Origin of the sequence: Aeromonas sp. R1-1 (assembly GCF_040908495.1) — a bacterium.
Lineage (GTDB): Bacteria > Pseudomonadota > Gammaproteobacteria > Enterobacterales > Aeromonadaceae > Aeromonas > Aeromonas veronii.
The window spans coordinates 1-1,142 of sequence record NZ_JBFODV010000234.1; the positions used below are offsets into that span (position 1 = coordinate 1).

Annotated in this window: 2 protein-coding genes; both read right to left on the reverse strand. The window is 58.5% G+C overall.

What is annotated here, in order from left to right; genetic code table 11:
- Positions 1-56 precede the first annotated feature (56 nt).
- On the reverse strand, positions 57-782 hold the full coding sequence (locus AB5Y92_RS15490) for a MaoC family dehydratase (RefSeq protein WP_019445964.1): 726 nt from the start codon (positions 780-782) through the stop codon (positions 57-59).
- 245 nt (positions 783-1,027) lie between these two features.
- Positions 1,028-1,142: RlmF-related methyltransferase (locus tag AB5Y92_RS15495; protein ID WP_368227084.1), on the reverse strand; the 115-nt coding region annotated here is incomplete at its 5' end.

The following is a 1,142-nucleotide window of genomic DNA, read 5'->3' on the forward strand; positions in this document are numbered from 1 at the left end:
GCTGTTCGTTGCACACGACAGCGGGCCCGTTTCACCATTCATGCCGATGAGGGGGCTCAGAAGTAGATGCGGGTCACCGACTCGATGACGCAACCCGGGCGGCGGATCCCTTCGATCTCAACCTTGATCTCTTTGAGCAACTCCAGCCCACCCTTGATGGGGGTGACCCGGGCCAGCTTGGTACGGGCGCGGATATTGCTGTCCACCTTGATGGGGTACGGGAAACGTACCTGATCCAGCCCGAAGTTCACCACCATGCGGGCGGTCGGGAACTCGGGGGTGGCCTCATCGACCGAGCCGGTCAACTGCGGCAGCAGCGCCAGGGTCAGGAAGCCGTGGGCGATGGTGGTCTTGAAAGGCGACTCGGCGGCCGCACGCTCCGGATCGGTGTGGATCCACTGGTGATCCCCGGTCACTGCAGCAAACTGATCGATCATCTGCTGGCTGACGTGCAGCCATTCGCCGACATGGGTCTCTTCACCAATGCGAGCCTGCAGGGCGGCATAGAGCTCGGCCGCCTCGGCCCCCAGCTCAACAGCGGGTTCCTGAGCCACAGCAGGCTGACCGTTGGCCACCTGTGCCACGGTTGCTGCATCCTGTTGCTGCTCGCTCTGGGACTCGGCTTGCAAGTCCAGTACACGTCCCAGCAAAGGATGAAGATGTGCCTTTTGCTGAAACTCACGCCAGTAGTCGCGGATCGCCGGAGAGAGCCAATCCTTGAGCTCAAAGGGGTGTTGCGCCAGAATTTCGCGCTTGCGCTTCAGAAAATCGACAACTTTCATCTACCGATCCCTATTTGATTCAATGCCTGTAAAGAGGTCTAACCAGTCCTATTTTATTAAAGTTTCAGCTGTAAGTGCAAAAAAATCTCGGCGTACACCTGTACCAAGGCGGAAGTAACTACTTACACCATGTAAACCAGCATGATCTGCCAATGAGGAAATCGATTGCCAAAGATGCCGCCAGAAGGGGAAACTCGCGGGACTCATCATGAAAAAAGGCCCTCATCGGGCCTTGTGGTGGGGACTCAGCGCGCGCTCGACCAGCCGCGACGCAATCCCTCTTCATCCAGAAAGGACCAGGCGAGGATCCGGCTCACCTTGTTGCCCTGCGCCATGTCGATCACCCGTACCTGACGCGCC

Coding starts and splice junctions, on each gene's coding strand:
- AB5Y92_RS15490 (WP_019445964.1), bottom strand. CDS start 782: ATGAAAGTTGTCGATTTTCTGAAGCGCAAGCGCGAAATTCTGGCGCAA.